This window comes from Streptomyces abyssomicinicus (assembly GCF_008974245.1).
Taxonomy (GTDB): domain Bacteria; phylum Actinomycetota; class Actinomycetes; order Streptomycetales; family Streptomycetaceae; genus Streptomyces; species Streptomyces abyssomicinicus.
Genome location: NZ_BBZI01000011.1, coordinates 363788 through 385540, shown reverse-complemented (window position 1 = coordinate 385540; position 21753 = coordinate 363788). Strand labels below are relative to the sequence as shown.

The window sequence follows — 21753 nt, the reverse complement described above, 5'->3', positions numbered from 1 at the left end:
GCGTGAGGACGGCCGACGGGCGTCGGCGGTGGCGGTGGCGGCGGACGGTCGGCTCCGCGGACGGACGGACGCGGGCGTGGCCGCGCGCCGCCTACTCGGCGAAGAGCCCCCGGGCCGCCGCGCGGACGTCGAACTCCTCCAGTCTGGCCTGCGCGTCGGGCAGGCCGTCACACATCGCCTCCAGCAGCACCCGCCCCAGCAGCATCGGCGCGCACGCCGTGTCGAAGGCCAGGCCGGTGCCCACCGCGGCCGGGATCAGCAGGTCGCAGACGGCGGCCACCGGGGCGAACGCGGAGTCGGCGACGGTCACCACGGTCAGGCCCTCCTCCCGGGCGTGGGCCAGCGCCTCCACCGTCTCCCTCGGGTGGCGCGGCAGCGCGAAGCAGAGCAGGGCGTCCGCTCCGGCCCGGCGGGCCGCGTCGATCCGGTCGTGGAGCATCGAGCCGCCCTCGGTGAGCAGCCTGACGTCCGGGTGCACCTTGGCCGCGAAGTACGCGAACCCGTGCGCCTGGGCAGCCGCGGCGCGCAGCCCCAGCACCGGCAGCGGGCGGGAGGCGGCCAGCAGCCGTCCCGCCTCGCGGACCGGGCCGGGGTCGGCCAGCGCGTCGGCGAGGCGGCGCAGGTTGTCGATCTCCGCCTCCACGGCCCGCTGGTAGGCGTTGGTCCGCGCCCTCTCCTCCTCGGGCCGGGCGGCCTGTGGCACGGGCAGCACCTCGCGCAGGCGGCGGCGCAGCGCCGGGTAGCCGTCGAAGCCGAGCGCCACCGCGAAGCGGGTCACCGAGGGCTGGCTCACCCCGGCCAGCTCGGCCACCTCCACGCTGGACAGGTAGGGCATCTCGGCGGCGCGGCGCACCATGCAGTGCGCGATGCGGCGCTGCGTGGGCGTGAGCCGCCGGCCCTCGAAGAGCGCCCGCAGCCGGGCGTCGGCGGGGCTCCCGGTGGTGGTGCTCATGCATACTCCCTCTCCCGGCGGATCACTCCGCATGACTTTATTCAGCGCGGCGCGCGGACGGGAGGGGGCGTCTGCCCGGCGAGACGCCGCACCGGCCGCACCGGCCCGCACGGTGGGACCCGCACGGTGGGGCTAGCCCTACTGACGTCCGGGGCGCGCGGCCCTAGCCTCGGCCGTATGACCGGTATGGACGCGGCAGCCCGCGCGCGGGGCGGGGAGACGGCCCAGGACCTCGCCGCCACGGTGGAGGCGCGCAAGGAGTTGGGCCCGGAGTACGAGGACGCGCTGATCGAGTCGTTCCTGGAGCGGGTGGAGCGGCGGATGCGGCGACGCGAGGGCGAGGAACGGGTGGTCGCGGTGCGGGCCGGGGGGACGGCCCCCGCGCCCGCCGCCGCGCGGCCGGCCGGGGACGGCTGGGGCGAGCGGTACGGCTTCGGCATGGTGTCGCTGGTGCTGGCGGTTCCGCTGTCCGCGATCGGGGCGGGGACGGCGGGCCTGCCGGGCCTGCTGGTCGCCTGGCTGGGCATCGTCGGCGTCAACGCGGTCCAGGTCACCGGCGGCTTCTCCCCGTCCCGCCGCCGCACCCACCACAACTGACCCGGGCCGGGGCCCGCGGCCCCGGCACCCGCCCCCGGGTGTCAGACGCCCGCGCGGTGCTGGGCCTCGGTCACCAGGTGGGCGGCTTCGGTGATCTCGGAGTCGTCCGGGGCCACCGAGGCCAGGTCGTGGGCGGCGACGGTCAACTGGTCGGCGACCGCGAACATGCCCGCGTCCGGCATCTCCCGCGGCGGGACGCCCGGCGCCTCCAGCCGCTGCGCCCGCACCGCGAGCTCCCGCGCCAGGCCCAGCGCCTCCCCCGCCGCCCCGCGCTGCAGCCGGCTCTGCGGCGCGGCGCGCAGCCGGTCGGCGAACTGTTCCACGGCACGGGTCAGGGGCGTCGTATCAACCACACCGTGAGCCTACGCCGCCCCACGCCGGCCTTCCGGCCCCACCCGCGCCCGAGCCGCACCCGCACCCCGGGAAACCGGAAGGGCCCCGGAACGCCGGAAGGGCCCCGGGAGACCCGGGGCCCTTCCTCGCTCGAGCGGAGGAGCGGTGATCAGTCGCTGCTGTTCAGGATCGCGATCAGACGGAGGAACTCCGTGTAGATCCAGACCAGGGTCAGCGTCAGGCCGAACGCGGCCATCCACGACTCCTCGCGCGGCGCGCCGTAGGCGATGCCGTCCTCGACCTGCTTGAAGTCCAGGGCGAGGAAGCAGGCACCGAGCAGGACGCCGATGACGCCGAACATGATGCCCATGCCGCCGCTGCGGAAGCCGAGGCCGTCACCGCCGCCGAAGACGGCGAACAGCATGTTGACCATCATCAGCAGGACGAAGCCCAGCGCGGCCGCCATGACGAAGCCGGCGAAGCGGCGGTTCACCCGGATCCAGCGCATCTTGTACGCGAACAGGACCGCCGCGAAGACCGCCATCGTGCCGAGCACGGCCTGCATGGCCGCGCCGCTCGCGATGTGCGTGTCCACGATGCTGGACAGGACCCCGAGGAAGACGCCCTCGAAGGCCGCGTAGGTCAGGATCAGCGCCGGCGAGGCCTTGCGCTTGAACGACTGGACCATCGCCAGCACGAAGCCGATGAGGGCCGCGCCGATCGCGATGCCGTAGGAACGGTTGATGTTGCCCATGTCGACCGGCAGCAGCGCCCAGGCGAGCGCGGCGGTGACGATCAGGACGCCGAGCGTGGTCGCCGTGCGCATGATGACGTCGTCCATCGTCATGCGGCCGGCGGACGCCGGGGCCTGCGGGGCACCGTACTGGGCGGCGTCCTGCTGGGCGTAAGGGTTCTGCGCGTACGGGTTCTGCGCCTGCGGGTTCTGCGCGTACGGGTTGGCACCCTGCGTGCCGACAGCTGCTCCCCCGGCCTGCGGCGCGGTGTTGAAGCCCGCGTAGCCGTTGTCGCGGCTGAACCCCCGTCGCGAGAAGACCGGGTTGCTGCTCCTCATTTCACTCCTCCATGGCCACCTTGCGCGGCCTTGGGCTCAAGAGTAATGGACAGGCAAAAACTTGCCTCTACTGCTTGGGTAGGATCTTTCCTTCCCCTCCCTCGCGATGCAACGCCTTACGCGTCCTCCCTATGCCCGGCCCGGGCCCCGGCCCATGCCGGGCAGACCCCCGAGACCCCCGCGGAGTTCCGCCGGGGCGGGCTCCGGCGCCGGTGGAGGGTTCACCCGGCGGCGCCGCCGCCGCTTGAGCAGCGCCCAGGCCCCGCGGACACCTCCGGGCGAGGCGGCGGTCACCTCGGTGCCCGCCTCCTCGGCCGCCGCGGCCGCGGCACGGGCCACCGGCAGGAAGCCCTCGTCGCGGGTGGCGTCCGGCCGCTCCTCCTCCGCGGGCCACAGCCCCAGCGCCGCGCAGACGGTGGGCAGCACCGCCATCGCCGCCGTCTGGTAGCCCTCGGCGGAGGGGTGGTAGGAGTCGGGGCCGAAGAGTTCACGCGGATGGGCGGCGAACTCGGGGCCCAGCAGGTCGCCGAGCGACACGGTCCGGCCGCCCTGCTCCACCGCGCCGATGGTCTGGGCCGCGGCGAGCTGCCGGGAGGTCCGGCGGGCCAGCCAGCGCAGCGGCTGCTGGATGGGCTCGACCGTGCCCAGGTCCGGGCAGGTGCCGACGACCACCTCCGCCCCCGCGGTGCGCAGCCTCCGCACGGCGGCCGCCAGGCAGCGCACCGAGCGGGTGGCCGGGGTCCGGCTGGTGACGTCGTTGGCGCCCACCATGACCACGCAGACGTCCGGCGGCCCGTCCCCGCCGGCGACGACCTCGGACACCTGCCGTTCCAGGTCCTCCGACGTGGCCCCGGGCACCGCCACCACCCGCAGCCGGACCGGCCGCTCGGCGACGGCCGCCAGCCCCGAGGCGAGCAGCGCGCCGGGCGTCTGCCCGGCGCGGTGGACGCCCTGCCCGGCGGCCGTGGAGTCGCCCAGCATCACCAGCCGCAGCGGCGGGTTCACCGGTGTGGCGAATCCCGCCCCGTACAGCCCGTCGGCGCCGGGAACGTGCGGGTCGTACCCGTTGGTCACCGTCCGCCGGGCCAGATGGATCTCGGCCAGCAGCAGTCCTGCGGCCGCGGCGCCCGCCAGACCGATCCCGCTCCCGCCGTACGCGGCTCCGGCCGCGATCCGCCGGGCCACGCGTGCCCTCGACGTGCTCGACATCCCTCGCCGCCACCTCCTCGTCGCCGGCGCCCCGTACCGCCCGGTTACTCCTTGCTTGCCCCGTGGAGGTGGTCCGCCAATCGCGATCGTGACGAGTCCGCGACGGTCGGTCAGGGCCCGTAGGGTGGGGCCCACCGCATCAATGACGAAAGCGACCGGAGACAACGGTGGAATTCCACGACTCGATGATCAGTCTCGTCGGCAACACGCCGCTGGTGAGGCTCAACAGGGTGGCCGAAGGGATCGAGGCCACGGTCCTCGCCAAGGTCGAGTACTTCAACCCCGGCGGATCGGTGAAGGACCGCATCGCCCTGCGGATGATCGAGGCGGCGGAGCAGAGCGGCGAGCTGAAGCCGGGCGGCACCATCGTCGAGCCGACCAGCGGGAACACCGGCGTGGGCCTGGCCATCGTGGCACAGCAGAAGGGCTACCGTTGCGTCTTCGTCTGCCCCGACAAGGTCAGCACGGACAAGATCAACGTACTGCGCGCGTACGGCGCGGAGGTCGTGGTCTGCCCGACGGCCGTCGACCCCGAGCACCCGGATTCGTACTACAACGTGTCCGACCGCCTGGTCCGTGAGATCCCCGGCGCCTGGAAGCCGGACCAGTACTCCAACCCGAACAACCCGCTCTCCCACTACCACTCCACCGGCCCCGAGCTGTGGGAGCAGACGGAGGGGAGGATCACCCACTTCGTCGCGGGCGTGGGCACCGGCGGCACGATCTCCGGCACCGGCCGCTACCTGAAGGACGCGAGCGAGGGCCGCGTCAAGGTGATCGGCGCCGACCCGGAGGGGTCCGTCTACTCCGGCGGCTCCGGCCGCCCGTACCTGGTCGAGGGCGTGGGCGAGGACTTCTGGCCCAGCGCCTACGACCGGACGGTGGCCGACGAGATCGTCGCGGTCTCCGACAAGGACTCCTTCCAGATGACCCGCCGCCTCGCCAAGGAGGAGGGCCTGCTGGTGGGCGGCTCCTGCGGCATGGCCGTGGTGGCGGCGCTGGAGGTCGCGAGGAAGCTCGGCCCGGACGATGTGGTCGTGGTGCTGCTGCCGGACAGCGGCCGCGGTTACATGAGCAAGATCTTCAACGACGAGTGGATGGCCGACTACGGCTTCCTGGAGGACAGCGGCCCGAGCGCGCGGGTCTCCGACGTGCTCGACGACAAGGACGGCGGCATGCCGTCGCTGGTCCACATGCACCCCGACGAGACGGTCGGCCAGGCCATCGAGGTGCTGCGCGAGTACGGCGTCTCGCAGATGCCGATCGTGAAGCCGGGGGCGGGTCACCCGGACGTGATGGCGGCGGAGGTCGTCGGCTCCGTCGTCGAGAAGGAGCTGCTGGACGCGCTGTTCACCAAGCGGGCGGAGCTGAACCACCCGCTGGAGCGGCACATGTCCGCGCCGCTGCCGCAGGTGGGGTCGGGTGAGCCGGTGGAGGACCTGATGGCGGTGCTGGGGTCCGCGGACGCGGCGATCGTGCTGGTGGACGGCAAGCCGACGGGGGTCGTCAGCCGGCAGGACCTGCTGTCCTTCCTCGCGAAGGGCGGGGAGCGCTGACGGCGGCGTCGGCGTTGCCGGAAGTGGTACTCGCGCGTCACGTGCGCGCAGCATGGGGTTAACACGGGTCCGGCATGGTTGTTCCTGCCGGTGAGAGTGGGAGCGGCTCCCCGCCTCGGCCGGTACGCGCGATGCCCGGTCCTGACCCGGTCCGCGTCCATCGCGGGAACCGCCGTCGTCCCGGCCCCCCGGCAACGGGGGGCGCGGCGGTTCCCGCGACAGTCCCCCGCCCACACGGCACGGCCCCGCGTCCACGGGCCCCCTGCGGCGCGCCGAGCGGCCCGCTCCTCACAGCGGCCCTGCGGGCGCATGCCGCACCCCCCGCGGGTAGCTGGACGTTCACCCTTGCCTCACTGCCGCCCCACCCCTGCGGGCGACTGAACGGTCACCTTGCCCGTGCTGCCGCACCGCCCCGCGGGCAGGTGCTGCCACACCCCCTGCGGGCGGCCGGGCCGCCGCCCGTGCTGCCGCACCGCCCAACGGGCAGGTGCTGTCGCCCCCCCTGCGGGCGGCTGGGCCGCCCAGGGGGCGGCACGGGCGGGCGCAGGCCCCGGCCTCCGCGGCGAGCGGTCCCATCCACCACGCGCAAGCGGGCGGTTCCGTACACGCGTGACCTCACTGCGGCGTGCTCAAGTCCGGGCCAGGCGGACAGCACTGTTCATCCCCCGACCCGCCCCCTTCCCAGGGGCTTACGTTCCGCGGAGCGAGCCGCCGCGTGCGTACGTCAGCGGCACGATTGCCCGCAGACGGAAGGGCGGGAGCTCCGCGCCGCGCGGCGGCACGATTGGCGTAGGCGGGGACGGTACGGACCACGTACCGCATGGCGGCACGGCCCGCGGGCGGGAAGGGCGCGGCCTGGGCGCCTCGGGGGGGTCAGAGGGAGGCGATGACGCGGTCGGCCAGGACGCAGACGTTGTCGGTGGGGCCGCAGGTGAAGGTGAGGACGTAGCCGCCGGAGATGCCGGAGCCGCCCAGCAGGGAGGGGGCCTCACCGTCACGGACGGCGGAGGCGAGCCGCTCCGCGGTCTCCCGGTGCCCGGGCGTCACGCACAGCGTCGTACCGTCGGCGAACTCGTACACGTCGAGCGTCCCCATCGGCCCCGGCCGCACGTCCGCCAGCGGCGTCTCCGCCTGGGCCAGCTCCTCCAGCCGCGCCAGCGTCTGCTCGTCGTCGGCGATCGTCGGGGACTGCGCCCCCGCCGGGGTGAAGTCGGGGTGGGAGGGGTGGCGCCGCCGCGCGGCGGCCAGCTCGGCGGACTCGCCCTCGCCCTCGGCGTCGAGCTCCAGCCCGGCGAAGTCCGCGGGGTGCGGCAGGAAGAACTCGCCGTCCTGCGGCAGCCCCAGCAGGGACCGCGCCTCCGACGCGTCCCGCGCCTCCTGCGCGGCCCAGAAGGCACGCGCCTCGGCCAGCTCCCGCTCCCGCTCCTCGGCGAGCGCCTCGGCGACGGCGGCGCGTATCTCCTCGGCGTCGGAGGCGGGCCGCGCGGCCGGCACCCGGGCGCCGGCACCGTCCCGTCCGGCGGAGCCGGAGGAGGAGGCGGCGGGTCCCACGGCGGCCTCGAGTTCGGCGCGCACCGCGGCGAACTCCCGACGCAGGCGCCGCAGGGCGACGAGGACGGCTGCTCCCACGGCGCACGCGGCGGCGGAGATGACCAGCAGGGCGGTCTGCATGGCGCTCACTGACGTACTCCCGGTTCCACGAACAAACGCACCGGACGACGACCGGCGCACCCCCGTACGAGTCGACCCCGACTTTCCTACATCGAGTTCCACCATCGAGCTTGACGCCTGCACGCCCCGCCTGTCAGTGCGAACCACCGCGAATCGGGCGCACGACGGGGGCGCATCGACCGGCGTAGGCCGCTTGACCTGCGCGTTCTCCCGCCGTGACGGGCCGCGAGGGAGATAGGTCACATCCTGGCGGAGGTTGGGTCACGGGACGGCACCGGTCGCGTCCCGCAGAGCACGCGGCACCGCCCCCCGGCGGGAAGAAACCGGGGGGCGGGGCCGTCGCACGCCGCGCCCCGGAGGGCGCGCGCGTGAGGTCAGCTGAGGCGCTCGATGACCATGGCCATGCCCTGGCCACCGCCGACGCACATGGTCTCCAGGCCGAACTGCTTGTCGTGCCACTGGAGGGAGTTGATCAGCGTGCCGGTGATGCGCGCGCCGGTCATGCCGAAGGGGTGGCCGACGGCGATGGCGCCGCCGTTGACGTTCAGGCGGTCCAGGTCGATGCCGAGGTCCTGGTAGGAGGGGATCACCTGGGCGGCGAAGGCCTCGTTGATCTCGACCAGGTCGATGTCCTTGACGGACAGGCCCGCCCGGCGCAGCGCCTGCTGGGAGGCCTCGACCGGGCCGAGGCCCATGATCTCCGGGGAGAGGCCGGAGACGCCGGTGGAGACGATGCGGGCGAGCGGGGTCAGGCCGAGCTCGCGGGCCTTGGTGTCCGACATGATCACCAGGGCGGCGGCGCCGTCGTTGAGCGGGCAGCAGTTGCCGGCCGTGACCAGGCCGTCGGGGCGGAAGACCGGCTTGAGGCCCTGCACGCCCTCCAGGGTGACGCCGGCGCGCGGGCCGTCGTCCGCCGAGACGACGGTGCCGTCGGGCAGCGTGACCGGGGTGATCTCGCGTGCCCAGAAGCCGTCCTTGATGGCCTTCTCGGCGAGGTTCTGCGAGCGGACGCCGAACTCGTCCATCTCCTGGCGGGTGACGCCCTTGAGGCGGGCCAGGTTCTCGGCGGTCTGGCCCATCGCGATGTAGGGGTCGGGGACCAGGCCGTCCTCGCGCGGGTCGTGCCAGGTGGTGCCCTCCTGCTGGGCGACCTCGGCGGTGCGCGCCTCGGCGTCGGCGAAGAGCGGGTTGCGCGTGTCGGGGAGGCTGTCGGAGTTGCCCTTGACGAAGCGGGACACCATCTCGACGCCGGCGGAGATGAAGACGTCGCCCTCGCCGGCCTTGATGGCGTGCAGCGCCATGCGGCTGGTCTGGAGCGAGGAGGAGCAGTACCGGGTGACGGTGCAGCCGGGCAGGAAGTCCATGCCCATCTCGACGGCCACGATGCGGCCGAGGTTGTTGCCCTGCTCGCCGCCGGGGAGACCGACGCCGAGCATGAGGTCGTCGATGTCCCGCGGGTCCAGCTCGGGCACCTTGGCCAGGGCGGCCTGGATGATGGTGGCCGCCAGGTCGTCCGGACGCAGGTCCTTGAGGGAGCCCTTGAAGGCACGGCCGATGGGGGAACGGGCGGCTGAGACGATCACGGCTTCGGGCATCACGGCTCCAGAGGCGTTCGCTGCGGATGGGGCGGACCTTCTGGGAAGTTACCGGCCCGTACCCGCCCGGTCACCGTGATGGGGGTGTGACACCGGCCGCATTTTTCTAAGCGCTTGCTTTTTTCCCGTGGAGCTCACGCCGCCCGGTACGTCCGCCCGCCGATCCGCCACTCCAGCGGGGTGCTCAGGCGGAAGTTGCCGTCGTCGAGGAACCGCCGCAGCGTCGTGTCGACACGGCCGGTGTCGTCACCGCCCCGCTCCCTCGCCACGACGGCCGCCCGGTGCACGTCCAGGAACGCGTCGAGATACTCCTCCTCGGACCCGCCCTCCGCCGGGGTGTCGGCATCGGCCATCACCCGTTCGCGGAGCTCGTAGAAGCCGTTCCTCTCGGTGCCGGGGCCGTGCAGCACCATGGCGTCGTAGTAGACGAGCTGCCCGAGGTCGCCGAGGCCGTCGAGCTTGGCCAGACGGACCGCGGGGTCGAAGTAGGCGCGGTCGCGCTCCGCCTCCTGGGCGGCCTGGAAGGCCTCCACCTCCGCCTCCGCCCGCCACGCCTCGGTGAACCCGGGGTCCAGGCCCTCGTGCGAGTCCGTGCCGTCCACCGCGCGCAGCGCGGGCAGGTAGCGGGCGAGCCCGTTGCCGGGGTGGTCCTCGGTGTACCGCTCGACGAGTGCGAGCAGGTCGTGGGTCCCCGTGCAGAAGCCGAGGATGCCGGCGGTGTAGCCCCGCCCGTCGCCGGTGTCCGTGATGGAGCCGTACGTCTCCCGCCACCGGGTCGTGGAGTTCACGGCGCTCGCCACGATCCGCTGGGCGAGTTCCTTCTTCACGGGGTCGGCGAGCCCCGGCGGCAGTCCGTCGACCAGCTCGGCGTCCTCGGCGCCCTCGGCACCCTCGGCGGCGGCCTTGGACTCCTGCCGGCCCTGCGCGCCGGCGGACGCGGCCGAACCGCCCAGCCCTTCACCCCCCGGCTGTGCGGGCGTGAAGAAATAGGCCCCTGCGGTCACGACGACGGGGACGAACGCGAGGAGCAGGCATCCGGCACGCTTCATGGGCACACAGTAGCCACAGCCCCAGGAACCTCACCCGACGGGCACAACAGACCGGAAGTTCATCTTCCTCGTCACCTTTCGGACTGAGGTCGAGCAACTTCGGCCATTCCATTAATATCCCCCTACAAAGTAGACTCCCGAAGGCGGCACCACCCCACCGCCTCGCGCGCCCCCTTGACGCCTGCTCAGGCAGTGCGCGCCAGTGGCGAATTTCGGACCGCCGATTTTCGCTCCCGCAAAGAAGTGCGTCGACTCGGGTTCACGTGCGCACCCGATATGTGTTTTTTGGGAGTGTGCGTCGCAGTGGACGACTGGCTTGACGACAACCGGCACGGCCGGCGGACGCACGGCGTCCGGCCGGGCTCCGGCGACCGGCCCGACGAGGCGACCGTCCAGCTCAAGGCCCTTTCCATGGAGGGCCGGAACGCCGACCGGCCGATCGAGGTCACGGTCCAGCTCAAGGCCGTCTCCATCGGCGACCGTGGCCGGGACGCCGGGATGCCGGCCCGGCGGTCCGAGGCCGCGCCCGGGCAGGACGGTCCCGTCTTCGTGGACTCCTCCGGCCGCCGCAGCAGGCGTTTCCGGCGCCTCGGCACGCTGATCGGCCTCGTCTGCGCGGTTTACGCGGTGGCCATCGTGGTCACGCTGCTGTCGGGGAACTCCTCCGCGCCCTGGCTCCCGGTTCCGGAACAGAAACAGCGGCTGGACGCGCCGGCCGAGCAGCCGGAGCCCACCTCGCTCTCCGACGGCGCCGCTCCCTCACCGTCCGGCGCGGACCCCGCACTCGAGGGCGCCGCCACGGACCAGGTACCGGAGCCGTCGCCCACGGCACCGGCCGCGGACACCTCCGCCGGCCTCGCGCCGGCGACGCCCACCGCCCCGGCCGGCCGATAACCGTCCGCCACGGCAATCCCCCACCGATCCCACGGGCGTCCGCACCGCCGACGCCCCTTCCCAGAGAACTTCCCGTGACCTCACCGCGTACCCGCCGCGGGCCTTCCTCCCGTGGCCGCCGACGCCGTCCACGCCGCCGGCCCCCCACGCTGCTGCCCCTGCGCTACCTGCTGCCCTCGCTGTTCCTGGTCGTCATGACCGTGATGCTGATGCTGCGCGGCTACGTGCACAGCGAGATCCTCGCCGACCACCGGGTCCAGCCGCCCGCCGCCACCGACCGGGTGCCGGAGGAGATCCTCGAGGGCGGCCCCGTCATCGACGCCCGCGCCGGGAGGACGCAGAGCCTGAGCGTGCCCGACCACCGGCTCGTCCTCACCTTCGACGACGGCCCGGACCCGGAGTGGACGCCCAAGGTGCTGGACGTGCTGAAGGAGCACGACGCCCACGCGGTCTTCTTCGTCACCGGCACCATGGCCTCCCGCCATCCGGGCCTCGTGCGGCGCATGGTCGACGAGGGTCACGAGATCGGCCTGCACACCTTCAACCACCCCGACCTCGCACTCCAGTCCCAGGCGCGCATCGACCGGGAGCTCTCCCAGAACCAGCTGGCGCTCACCGGCGCGGCGGGCATCCGCACCTCGCTCTTCCGCCCCCCGTACTCCTCGTTCGCCGCGGCCATGGACGACAGTTCCTGGCCGGTCACCGAGTACATCGGCAGCCGCGGCTACATCACCGTCCTCAACAACACCGACAGCGAGGACTGGAAGCGCCCCGGCGTCGACGAGATCATCCGCCGCGCCACGCCCGAGAACGGCGAGGGCGCCATCGTCCTGATGCACGACTCCGGCGGAGACCGCAGCCAGACCGTCGCGGCCCTCGCCCGGTTCCTGCCCGAACTGAAGGAGAAGGGCTACCGGTTCGAGAACCTCACCGAGGCCCTGGACGCGCCCAGCGCGCACAGCGAGGTCACCGGGGCGGACCTGTGGACGGGCAAGGCATGGACCTTCCTGGTGCAGGCCGCGGAGAGGACCACCGACGCCCTGGTGGCCGGCCTCGCGGTCATCGGGACCCTGGTCATCGCGCGCTTCGTGATGATGCTCGTGCTCGCCGGCGCCCACGCCCGCCGGGTCCGGCGCAGGAACTTCCGCTGGGGCCCGCCGGTCACCGAACCGGTGACCGTGCTGGTGCCGGCGTACAACGAGGCCAAGTGCATCGAGAACACCGTCCGTTCCCTGATGGCCAGCGACCACCCGGTCGAGGTCCTCGTCATCGACGACGGCTCCACCGACGGCACCGCCGGCATCGTCCAGGCGATGGGTCTGCCCAACGTGCGGGTGATCCGTCAGCTCAACGCCGGCAAGCCGGCGGCGCTCAACCGGGGCCTGGCCAACGCGCGGTACGACATCGTCGTGATGATGGACGGCGACACCGTGTTCGAGCCCTCCACCGTGCGTGAACTCGTGCAGCCCTTCGCGGACCAGAGGGTCGGCGCCGTGGCGGGCAACGCCAAGGTCGGCAACAAGGACAGCCTGATCGGCGCCTGGCAGCACATCGAGTACGTGATGGGGTTCAACCTGGACCGCCGCATGTACGACATCCTCGGCTGCATGCCGACCATCCCGGGCGCGGTCGGGGCGTTCCGCCGCTCCGCCCTGGAGCCGATCGGCGGCATGAGCGACGACACCCTCGCCGAGGACACCGACGTCACCATGGCGCTCCACCGGGCCGGCTGGCGCGTGGTCTACGCCGAGAACGCCCGCGCCTGGACCGAGGCGCCGGAGTCCGTCCAGCAGCTGTGGTCCCAGCGGTACCGCTGGTCGTACGGCACCATGCAGGCCATCTGGAAGCACCGCCGCTCGGTGATCGAGAAGGGCCCCTCGGGTCGCTTCGGCCGCGTGGGCCTTCCCTTCGTCTCCCTCTTCATGGTCGTGGCCCCGCTGCTGGCCCCGCTGATCGACGTCTTCCTGCTCTACGGCGTCGTCTTCGGCCCGACCCGGCAGACGATCGTGGCCTGGCTGGGTGTCCTCGCCCTCCAGGCGGTCTGCGCGGCGTACGCCTTCCGCCTGGACCGCGAGCGGATGAGCCACCTCGTCTCGCTGCCGCTGCAGCAGCTCCTCTACCGCCAGCTCATGTACGTGGTGCTGCTCCAGTCGTGGATCACCGCGCTGACCGGCGGCCGGCTGCGCTGGCAGAAGCTGCGGCGGACCGGCGTCGTGGGGGCGCCCGTCGACGGGGTCATACCGCAGCAGCGGGTACGGGGCGGCGACGACCGGAGGCCGGTGGCATGACGCACGGACAGACGGACGGAACGGGCCCGGGCCCGGAGCCGGAGGAGCGGTACGCGCACCCGTACCCGGGCCACCCCGGCCACGCCGCGGAACCCCTCCCCTACGCCGACCACACCGGCCGGCACCCGCAGCCGCGGTACGCCGCGTACACCGGCCAGGACACGGGTGCGCCGTACCCGGGCCACGGCGGCCAGGACGCGGGTACGCCCTACGCGGACCACGCCGCCCAGGACGCGCGCACGCCCTACGCGGACCACGCCGCCCAAAACGCGCGCACGCCCTACGCGGGCCAAGGCCAGGGCAGCCGGACGCCGTACGACCGCACCGGTCCCGGCGCGCGGACGTCGTACGCGGGCGACGGCCAAGGGGCGGGTTCGCCCTACCCCGGCCACGGCCAGGACGCGCGGACGCCGCAGACGGAGCCGGTGCCCGGAGCCGGGGCGGCGCCGACCGCGGCCCCGGCCGAGGCGGCCCGGAAGCCGGGCCGTGACCGGTACCTGGACCTGCTGCGGTCCGTCGCCCTGGTCCGCGTGGTGGCGTACCACTGCTTCGGCTGGGCCTGGCTGACGGTGGTCTTCCCGTCGATGGGCGTGATGTTCGCGCTGGCGGGCTCGCTGATGGCGCGTTCGCTGGAACGGCCGGCCGCGTCCGTGATCCGCGGGCGGATCCGCCGCCTGCTTCCCCCCTTGTGGGCGTTCGCGGCGGTGGCCCTGGTGCTGCTGTTCGCGGGCGGCTGGGACCCGTCCCAGGACCCCGACCAGGACGGCGCCTGGGGCTGGGCGGCCCTGGTCAACTACGTCTTCCCCTTCGGGGCGCCGCCCTTCCCCGCGGAGGCCGGCGCCCCGGTGGACTGGCTGGAGCCCAGCTGGGCCGACCAGGCGGTGGGTCCCCTGTGGTACCTGCGCGCCTACCTGTGGTTCGTCATCGCCTCCCCGCTGCTGCTGTGGGCGTTCCGCCGGGCGCCCTGGCCGACGCTGCTGGCCCCGCTCCTCCTGACGGCCGTCGTCGGCACCGGCGTGCTGACGATCCCCGGCGAGACCGGCGAGGCGGTCACCGACTTCGCGGTCTACGGCGCCTGCTGGGTCCTGGGCTTCGCCCACCACGACGGCCTGCTGCAACGGATACCGCGGTACGTCTCGGTCTCCCTGGCATCCCTGGTGATGGCCTTCGGTCTGTGGTGGGCGTCGGCCCACCCGGGCCCGGAGGGCTGGGACCTCAACGGCATCCCGCTGGCACAGGCCACCTGGTCGTTCGGTTTCGTGGTGATCCTGCTCCAGTACTCCCCGTCCTGGCGGGAGCTCCCGGGGCGGCTGGCGAAGTGGGACGGGCTGGTGACCCTCTCCAACAACCGCGCGGTCACCATCTACCTCTGGCACAACCTGGCGATCACGGCGACGGCGCCGGTCATCGACCTGGCCTACCGGCTCCCCTTCATGGAGAGCGACCGTGCGTCGGCCGCCCTCGACAGCACGTCCAACGTCTGGATGTTCGCCCTGGTCTGGCCGCTCCTCGCCCTGGCGGTCCTCGCCGTGGGCTGGGTCGAGGACGTGGCGGCGAAGCGACGGCCCCGCCTGTGGCCCGCCCGGCCCGGGCGGCCCGCCGGACGACGGGGCAGGGCCCCGGCCGCACCGCACCGGGGCTGACACGCGCACCGCGCCGGTGCGGCGCCCGGCTGGGCGCCGCACCGGCGCGGGAGGCCCTCCGACAGATCAGGGCCGGTTGAACGGATGTGCCCGGAACCGGACTCGAACCGGTACGCCCCCGAGGGGCAGCGAGGTTTAAGCTCGCCGTGTCTGCATTCCACCACCCGGGCCGGTCATGGGCGCGCAGCGAGGCCTGAGCCTAGCGGCGGGAGCCCATTCGAACAGCCGCACACCTACGAAGTTGTCTTATTTTACGGGCCTCTGACGACCCGTCAGAAACCGTCGTTCCGTACGCACCCGTCAGGCTTGGGGCAGTCGGTGACCCTCGTCAACAGGTGATTGACGAGATTTCACCTCTTGCCCCTAGGGGTCCGCTCGAATCGCCGCGGTGCCCCGTGCCGGGTCTGTGGACAGCCGGGCGGCTGCCCACAGACCCGTCACCCTCAGGAGGTGCGGTCCCGCGCGGTCAGGAGGCCGTGCAGGAGATGGTGCCGGACGGCAGGTCGTTGCCCGTCGAGTTGGCGGTGAACCCGAAGGTGGTCGAGCCGTTCACCGGGATCGATCCGTTGTGGGCCGTGTTGGAGACCGTCACGGCTCCACCCGATGTGGTCTGACTGCCGTTCCACAGGCTGGTGATGCTGGTCCCGCTGCCCGGGGTCCAGTTGACCTTCCACCCCTTGGTGGCGGCGGTGCCGTGGTTCATGACCTGGACCTCGCCCTGGAAGCCACCGCTCCAGGCGTTCACCACCTTGTAGTGGGCCATGCAGGAGCTGTCGCCCCCGGTGGGCGGCGGGGTGGTGGGCGGCGGCGTGGTCGGCGGAGGCGTGGTGGGCGGCGGGGTCGTGGGCGGCGGGGTCGAGCCGTTGCGGATGCCCGTGACCTCACCGTTGCCGCCGTCGAAGACGATGTCGGAGCAGGAGTAGAAGTTCTCGTTGCTGTCCGACCGCACCCACTGGACCATCATCAGCGCGTCACCGGAACGCCCGGACGGAAGCGGGGTGTTCCAGTAGTAGTGGCCGCCGTCCGTGCCGACCGAGCCCGACTGAGGCGGGTTGGAGACGGTCTGGACCAGCGACAGGTCGGACCACTTCAGCTGAGAGGTGGGGGACCAGCCCTGGCGGGTGATGTACACCCGGAACTCGCCCGGGTGGGCGGCCCAGTTGCTGTACTTCAGCTGGATGCTGGCACCCGACGTCAGGTGGGTCTTGGGCCAGTCGTTGCGGGCCAGGTTGTAGCCCTTGAAGTCGTAGGGGGACCGGTCACCGGCGCTGCAGATGGTCCCGTCGGGCACGTAGCCCTGTCCACGCCCGCCGGCGTTGGAGTCGAGCACCGCGAACCAGTTGTACAGCGACGAGGAGCCGCTCTGGGCGATGGCGGCGGCACAGGCCGCGTTGGTCGGCGAGACCCCGCCGGATCCGGACACCGCGTCCTTGTAGCAGAGGTAGGTCCGCGAGCCGGGGGACATGGCCACGCCGTGGGCCTCGGCGGGCCCCTGGGCGATCAGCACCAGGCCGAGACCGGAAAGCGCGGTGGCGAACGCGGTGAGCAACGATGTCTTGCGCTTCGTGCCGCCTAAGCGGCGGGTGAATCTGATCACGGCACGTGACCTTTCGCCGGTCATGCCGGTGTACGCGCCGCAGGGCCGTCCGCCTCGTGCGCGACAGGAGCATGACATTGAAACGTGGGGGTGGGAGCGCTCCCACTTGGGACCATAGGGCGCGTGTGAACCCCCTGTAAACAGGCCGCGTCACCGAAACATCCCGAAACATCGGCGCCGTCGACCACCGGCGTCCGAAAAGCAAACGATCGGCCGAAAAGCAACGGCGACAACCCCCAGCAACCGTGCGGCAACCACCCGCAACCGGCGACAACCGGTCGCGGACCCCGAAAAGCCCGAAGGGGCTGCCCGCACCACGGAAGGTGGGCAGCCCCTTCGGGCTCGACGAGGTGACGGGAGGTCAGGCCTTGGCCTTTTCCTCGACCTTCTCGGACGTGCCGCCGGTGGCCGCGGCCGGGACGGCCGGCGCCGGCTTGGCGGCCTCGTAGAACTCCTCGCGCGGGTGCTCCATGGCGCCCAGCGAGACGACCTCGCGCTTGGTCAGCGCACCGAGGGTCCAGTCCGCGAGGACACGGATCTTGCGGTTGAAGGTCGGCATGGCCATGCCGTGGTAGCCACGGTGCATGTACCAGGCGAGACGGCCCTTGAGCTTGATCTTCATCTTGCCCATGACGATCATCGCCACGCCCTTGTGGAGGCCGAGGCCCGCCACCGCGCCCTTGTTGGCGTGCTTGTAGTCCTTCTGCGGGAAGCCGCGCATCGCCGAGAGGACGTTGTCACCCAGGACCTTGGACTGACGCAGCGCGTGCTGCGCGTTCGGCGGGCACCAGGCGTTCGGGTTGCCGGCGGCACGGCCGACCAGGTCCGGAACCTGGGCGTTGTCGCCCGCGGCCCAGATGTAGTCGGTGCCCTGGACCTGCAGGGTCGGGGCGCAGTCCACGTGGCCGCGGGGGCCGAGCGGCAGGCCGTAGCGGGAGAGCACCGGGTTCGGCTTGACGCCGGCGGTCCACACGATGGTGCCCGCGTCGACCTCGAGGCCGTTCTTCAGGACCACATGGCCGTCGACGCAGGAGTCCATGGAGGTGGACAGGTGCACCTCGACGCCGCGCGACTCCAGGTGCTGCTTGCCGTACTGGCCGAGCTTGGGGCCGACCTCGGGGAGGATCTTGTCCGCGGCGTCGACCAGGACGAAGCGCATGTCCTCACGGGACACGTTCTTGTAGTACTTGGCCGCGTCGCGGGCCATGTCCTCGACCTCGCCGATCGTCTCGGCGCCGGCGAAGCCGCCACCGATGAAGACGAAGGTGAGCGCCTTGCGGCGGATCTCCTCGTCGGTCGTCGAGTCGGCCTTGTCGAGCTGGGCCAGGACGTGGTTGCGCAGGCCGATGGCCTCCTCCACGCCCTTCATGCCGATGCCCTCCTCGGCCAGACCCGGGATCGGGAAGGTCCGCGAGACCGCGCCCAGCGCGACCACGAGGTAGTCGAAGGGGAGCTCGTAGGCCTCGCCGACGAGCGGGGCGACCGTGGCGACCTTGCGGTCCTGGTCGATGGTGGTGACGCGACCGGTCAGCACCTCGGCCTTGCGCAGCACGCGTCGCAGCGGGACGACGACGTGGCGCGGCGAGATGTTGCCGCCGGCGGCTTCGGGGAGGAAGGGCTGGTAGGTCATGTACGAGCGCGGGTCGACGACCGTGACGGTCGCCTCACCGAAGCGCATCTTCTTCAGAATGCGTCGTGCCGCGTACAGGCCTACGTACCCACCGCCTACAACGAGGATCCTGGGACGCTCCGTGGTGCTCATGGCATCGAGTATCCACCCGGTAAGCGGGTGCCCTTCGTGCGCCCCTTCACAAGCTTCTACCGGTGCTCTGCTACACTGCGCGGCTCACCGTGATCCAGATCATTGCGTCAGCGGGGAACGCTGTGCACCCCACTGTCGTTGTCAATGGCCCGTGAGCTGCTCCTTGTCGATGTAAGAGCGGTGTGAGGATCACGAAACAACGGTGCGGCCAACCGTCCGCGGCTTCCCGCGAACGCCTCCCCCGAACGCCCGGAACCCCCGGTTCCGCCCCCTCGGGACGGCCCTTCGGCCCACTTGTCGCCCTCCAGGGGCCAATTCCTTGTGAAGAAGTTCACGAAGGTTTTCCGCGGAGGCGCCCCGGAACGTCCCGCACGGGCCCCGCACCGCTCTGACGTGGGGCGGACATGCCACGGCCCGGCGGGCGCGGGTGCGCTCCGCCGGGCCGTGGGCCACGGGCCGGTCAGGTCCGGGCGCCCGCCTTGCGTCGCCGGGAGGCGGCGACCGCACCGGCGCCCAGCACCAGCGCGGAGGCGGCCGCCAGGGCGACCGAGGTCATCTCGGAACCGGTCGCGGCCAGACCGCCGCCGGTGCTGCCGCCCTGCGGGGTGGCGCCCGGGGTGCCGGAGCCGGACGGGCTCGGGCTCGGGCTCGCCGAGGGGTCGCCGGACCCGGACGGCGAGGGGCTGGGCGTGCTGCCGGCCGGCAGCACCTTCAGGTCGTAGGTCTTCATCGGCCCGTACAGGCACGGGAGCGAGCCCTCGGCCGGGTCCACGGCGAAGGCGGCCACCGCGTGGCCCTCCTCGGCATCCTTGTCGAGCGTCAGCCGCATCCGGACGTCCACGCGCTCACCGGGCTCGACGCCCTCGAAGACCACGTCGGGGCTCTCGGCGGTCTCCAGGCCCTTCCAGCCGTCGCCGTCCTTCCACTCGGCCTTCAGGTCGTCCTGGTCGCCGCCGGAGTCGATGACGATGAAGGTCAGCGGGCGGATGTCGAGGGTGTGCTCACTGCCGTTGGTCATCCGGAAGGTGAAGGTCGCCTGCTCGCCGGCGACCAGCTGCTCGGGCAGGCCGAGCGCCGTGGCCTTCAGCGACGTGTCCTTCTTGCAGTCCTTGGCGTCCTCGAGGGCCGCCTCGGCCTTCTTGAGCGCCTCCTCGGCGGCCTTCTCGGCCTGCTTGGCGAGCTCGTAGTCGCGCAGCACGGCGACCTCGGCGTCGTCGAGCTCGGTGTCGGCCTTCTCGGCGGCCTCGGCCGCCTCGAGGTGGTGCTGCCGGGCGTCGGTGAGGGCGAGCTCGGCGTCGGCCAGCTCCTGCTCGGCGGCCGCCTTCCCGGCCTCGTCGGCCCCGGCCAGCGCGGCCTCGGCGTCGTCCACCCGCTTGACCGCCGCGTCGAGCGCCGCCTTCGCCTCTTCGGCGACCTTCCGCGTCTTCTCGGCGGCGACCACCAGCGCGGGCGGGTTGTCCTTGTCGTACTCGAGGAGGGCCAGGACCTCGTCGTAGGCCTCGATGCGCGCCCGCATCGCCTCGACGTGGACCGCGCGGGCCTCGGTGACGGCATCCTGCAGGTTCCGGCCGGAGCCGGACTCGGCGACCACCGGCGCCGGGTCCGCGAACGCCGGCGAGGCGGCGGCCAGGGCGAGCGGTGAGGTGACGGCGAGAGCGGCGGCCACTGCCAGGTAACGGCGTTTCTGCACGAGCATGCCTCCTGGGGCGAAATGCGTGACGTGTGCGGAAGACTGCGCGGGACCACCGCCGGGGCCCTCACCGGGGCCGCCTGCGCGTGACGCACGGACGATGATCAACCCCCTGGATTTTATGAGGCGTTGACCGGATCCGCCCTGGTCTTTCGCGGGACCCCTCCGGGCCCGCGGACCGGGGGCGGGGTGCAAAACGGTGCGGACCGGGAGGGTTGCCCTCCCGGTCCGCACCGGTTGTGTGACTCATGTCATGCGCGAGCATGAGCGAGCGCTCAGGCGATGCTCCAGGCGATGCCGTCGAGGATGTCGTGTTCGCTGACCACGACCTCCCGCGCGCCGGTCCGCTCCATGATCGACCGAAGCACCAGCGCACCCGCGCCGATCACGTCGACCCGGCCGGGGTGGAGCGAGGGGATCTCCGCGCGCTCGGCGTGGGTGGAGCCCAGCAGCCGGCCGGTGATCTCGCGGACCCGCTCGTAGGAGACCCGCGAGTGGTGGATGGCCCGCGAGTCGTACTCCGGCAGGTCCTGGGCGATCGCCGAGACGCTGGTGACCGAGCCGGCCAGGCCGACCAGGGTGCGGGCCTCGCGCAGCGGAACGGTCCGCTCGGCGAGGTCCAGGGCGGCCTCCACGTCGGCCCGTATCGCGGCGATCCGCTCCTCGGTCGGCGGGTCCACGACCACGCCCTCGTCGACCAGGTGGCGCTCGGTCATCCGCACGCAGCCGACGTCCACCGAGCGCGCGGCGCGCACCCGGTCGTCGCCGACCACGAACTCGGTGGAGCCGCCCCCGATGTCCACCACCAGGAAGGGCTTCTCCAGGTCGGTGCGGCCCGCGAGTTCCCGGGTCGCGCCGGTGAAGGAGAACTCCGCCTCCTGGTCGCCGGTGATCACCTCGGGCTCGACGCCCAGGATGGCGAGGACCCCGGCCACGAACTCGTCGCGGTTCTCGGCGTCCCGGGAGGCGGAGGTGGCGACGAAGCGGATCCGCTCGGCACCGTGCTTCTCGATCACGGCGGCGTACTCGCGGCATGCGGCGAAGGTGCGCTCCAGCGCCTCGGGGGCGAGCCGGCCGGTGCGGTCCACGCCCTGGCCGAGCCGGACGACGGTCATCCGCCGGTCGAGGTCGGTGAGGGTTCCGGTGGCCGGGTCGGCGTCGGCGACCAGGAGGCGGATGGAGTTCGTACCGCAGTCGATGGCGGCGACCCGGGTCATGCGCCGGCCTCCCCGTCGCCGCCGGCCGCGGCCTCGGCACCGGCACCGGCACCGGCACCGGCATCAGCCGCGTCGGCGTCGGCGGAGCAGGCGCCCGGCGTGACGCACGGGCCCTTGCGCCACCACTCGGGCAGCATCGCGAGGGCCTCGTCGCCCAGCGGGTTCACGCCCGGCCCGGCCACCAGGGAGTGCGCGACCAGGACGTGCAGGCACTTGACCCGGTCGGGCATGCCGCCCGCGCTGGGGAAGCCCTGCAGCACCTCGATCTCGTCACGGCGCCGGATGTAGTCCTCGTGGGCGGCCCGGTAGGCGGCGGCGAGCGCCTCGTCGGTCCGCAGACGTTCGGTCATCTCCTTCATGACGCCGTCCGCCTCCAGCGTGCCGATCGCGGAGGCCGCGCGCGGGCAGGTCAGGTAGTACGTCGTCGGGAAGGGCGTTCCGTCCGGCAGCCGCGGGGCCGTCTCCACGACGTCCGGCTGTCCGCACGGGCAGCGGTGCGCGATGGCGCGCAGGCCGCGCGGGGGGCGGCCCAGCTGGAGCTGGAACGCCTCGACGTCCGCTTCGGTGGGCTCGGTGCGCTCGGTGGGCGGCGGGGGCGTTTCCATGCCTGGGGTTCTGCTCTCTCGGT

General features: G+C 72.8%; 17 protein-coding genes and 1 tRNA gene. 5 read left to right on the top strand and 13 right to left on the bottom strand.

Annotated elements, in window-relative coordinates; genetic code table 11:
* Positions 1-91: 91 nt before the first annotated feature.
* Positions 92-952: a MurR/RpiR family transcriptional regulator gene (locus GBN72_RS27005; RefSeq protein WP_151774504.1), complete on the bottom strand. Its 861-nt coding sequence runs from the start codon at positions 950-952 to the stop codon at positions 92-94.
* Positions 953-1129: 177 nt separating this feature from the next.
* Here GBN72_RS27005 and GBN72_RS27000 point away from each other — a divergent pair, with 177 nt between their 5' ends.
* Complete coding sequence (locus GBN72_RS27000) at positions 1130-1549, top strand: hypothetical protein (RefSeq protein WP_151774503.1); 420 nt, start codon at positions 1130-1132, stop codon at positions 1547-1549.
* 41 nt (positions 1550-1590) lie between these two features.
* Here GBN72_RS27000 and GBN72_RS26995 read toward each other — a convergent pair whose 3' ends face one another.
* From GBN72_RS26995 to GBN72_RS26985, 3 genes are all read right to left on the bottom strand, one after another.
* Positions 1591-1902, bottom strand: coding sequence for a hypothetical protein (locus GBN72_RS26995; protein ID WP_164540890.1), 312 nt, complete (start codon positions 1900-1902; stop codon positions 1591-1593).
* 149 nt (positions 1903-2051) lie between these two features.
* The gene (locus GBN72_RS26990) at positions 2052-2954 is read right to left on the bottom strand and encodes a Bax inhibitor-1/YccA family protein (protein WP_151774502.1); all 903 of its coding nucleotides are present in this window, start codon (positions 2952-2954) and stop codon (positions 2052-2054) included.
* Positions 2955-3083: 129 nt separating this feature from the next.
* Positions 3084-4163 (bottom strand): SGNH/GDSL hydrolase family protein, encoded by a 1080-nt coding sequence (locus tag GBN72_RS26985; RefSeq protein WP_151774501.1) that lies wholly within the window; start codon positions 4161-4163, stop codon positions 3084-3086.
* A 167-nt stretch (positions 4164-4330) separates the two neighbouring features.
* On the opposite strand from GBN72_RS26985, the gene GBN72_RS26980 reads away from it, so the two are divergent.
* A complete protein-coding gene (locus GBN72_RS26980) occupies positions 4331-5719 on the top strand; it encodes a cystathionine beta-synthase (RefSeq protein ID WP_151774500.1) in 1389 nt (462 codons plus the stop codon).
* A gap of 873 nt (positions 5720-6592) precedes the next feature.
* On the opposite strand, the gene GBN72_RS26975 is transcribed toward GBN72_RS26980, so the two are convergent.
* The 3 genes from GBN72_RS26975 to GBN72_RS26965 all read right to left on the bottom strand — a co-directional run bounded on the left by GBN72_RS26975 (position 6593) and on the right by GBN72_RS26965 (position 10034).
* Positions 6593-7390 carry a hypothetical protein gene (locus GBN72_RS26975; RefSeq protein WP_151774606.1) on the bottom strand — a complete coding sequence of 266 codons (798 nt, stop codon included), beginning with the start codon at positions 7388-7390 and terminating at the stop codon, positions 6593-6595.
* A 374-nt stretch (positions 7391-7764) separates the two neighbouring features.
* Positions 7765-8985, bottom strand: a complete 1221-nt coding sequence (locus tag GBN72_RS26970) for an acetyl-CoA C-acetyltransferase (RefSeq protein WP_151774499.1) — start codon at positions 8983-8985, stop codon at positions 7765-7767.
* A 134-nt stretch (positions 8986-9119) separates the two neighbouring features.
* Positions 9120-10034, bottom strand: a complete 915-nt coding sequence (locus GBN72_RS26965) for a chitosanase (RefSeq protein ID WP_151774498.1) — start codon at positions 10032-10034, stop codon at positions 9120-9122.
* Between the two features lie 303 nt (positions 10035-10337).
* Between GBN72_RS26965 and GBN72_RS26960 the strand changes: the two genes are divergently transcribed.
* From GBN72_RS26960 to GBN72_RS26950, 3 genes are all read left to right on the top strand, one after another.
* Positions 10338-10928, top strand: coding sequence for a hypothetical protein (locus GBN72_RS26960; RefSeq protein WP_151774497.1), 591 nt, complete (start codon positions 10338-10340; stop codon positions 10926-10928).
* Positions 10929-11086: 158 nt separating this feature from the next.
* Positions 11087-13216 carry a bifunctional polysaccharide deacetylase/glycosyltransferase family 2 protein gene (locus tag GBN72_RS26955; RefSeq protein WP_439959822.1) on the top strand — a complete coding sequence of 710 codons (2130 nt, stop codon included), beginning with the start codon at positions 11087-11089 and terminating at the stop codon, positions 13214-13216.
* Between the two features lie 425 nt (positions 13217-13641).
* Entirely contained in the window at positions 13642-14859 is a 1218-nt protein-coding gene (locus GBN72_RS26950; protein ID WP_246212952.1) for an acyltransferase family protein, read from the top strand.
* An 87-nt stretch (positions 14860-14946) separates the two neighbouring features.
* Here GBN72_RS26950 and GBN72_RS26945 read toward each other — a convergent pair.
* From GBN72_RS26945 to GBN72_RS26920, 6 genes are all read right to left on the bottom strand, one after another.
* Positions 14947-15029, bottom strand: a tRNA-Leu gene (locus tag GBN72_RS26945).
* 296 nt (positions 15030-15325) lie between these two features.
* Entirely contained in the window at positions 15326-16456 is a 1131-nt protein-coding gene (locus GBN72_RS26940; RefSeq protein WP_501207497.1) for a lytic polysaccharide monooxygenase, read from the bottom strand.
* A gap of 361 nt (positions 16457-16817) precedes the next feature.
* Positions 16818-18218, bottom strand: a complete 1401-nt coding sequence (locus GBN72_RS26935; RefSeq protein WP_151774494.1) for an NAD(P)/FAD-dependent oxidoreductase — start codon at positions 18216-18218, stop codon at positions 16818-16820.
* A gap of 460 nt (positions 18219-18678) precedes the next feature.
* Positions 18679-19908, bottom strand: a complete 1230-nt coding sequence (locus GBN72_RS26930) for an LPXTG cell wall anchor domain-containing protein (RefSeq protein ID WP_151774493.1) — start codon at positions 19906-19908, stop codon at positions 18679-18681.
* Between the two features lie 275 nt (positions 19909-20183).
* Positions 20184-21125: a Ppx/GppA phosphatase family protein gene (locus GBN72_RS26925; RefSeq protein WP_151774492.1), complete on the bottom strand. Its 942-nt coding sequence runs from the start codon at positions 21123-21125 to the stop codon at positions 20184-20186.
* The gene (locus GBN72_RS26920) at positions 21122-21730 is read right to left on the bottom strand and encodes a DUF501 domain-containing protein (protein WP_151774491.1); all 609 of its coding nucleotides are present in this window, start codon (positions 21728-21730) and stop codon (positions 21122-21124) included. The genes GBN72_RS26925 and GBN72_RS26920 overlap by 4 nt, the downstream gene beginning before the upstream one ends.
* Positions 21731-21753: the final 23 nt, after the last annotated feature.